This window comes from Mesorhizobium sp. M8A.F.Ca.ET.181.01.1.1 (genome assembly GCF_004792025.1).
Classification (GTDB): domain Bacteria; phylum Pseudomonadota; class Alphaproteobacteria; order Rhizobiales; family Rhizobiaceae; genus Mesorhizobium.
This window is the reverse complement of record NZ_SRTV01000190.1, coordinates 1-314: the sequence shown is the minus strand read 5'-3', so window position 1 is coordinate 314 and position 314 is coordinate 1. Positions and strand designations below refer to the sequence as shown.

Annotated in this window: 1 protein-coding gene; it reads left to right on the top strand. The window is 64.3% G+C overall.

The features are described from left to right. Window positions 1–48: 48 nt before the first annotated feature. A partial coding sequence (locus EN824_RS34190; RefSeq protein WP_135933213.1) for an efflux RND transporter permease subunit occupies window positions 49–314 on the top strand: 266 nt, incomplete at its 3' end.

The window sequence follows — 314 nt, the reverse complement described above, 5'->3', positions numbered from 1 at the left end:
GCCCGGCATCAAGGTGCAGACAGTAGACGCCGCCGTGCAGGGTCGCTCATGATCCGCTTCTTCGTCGAGCGCCCGGTATTTGCCAATGTGATCGCGCTGATCGTGATGCTGCTCGGCGCGGTTGCGCTGATCAACCTGCCGGTCGCGCAATATCCGCCGATCACGCCGCCCACCGTACAGGTCGTCGCGCACTTTCCTGGCGCAAGCGCGGCGACGGTGATCGACCGCGTGGCGTTGCCGATCGAAACGCAGGTCAACGGCGTGGAAAACGCGCTGTACATGCAGTCCACCAGCACCAACGACGGCACCTCCAC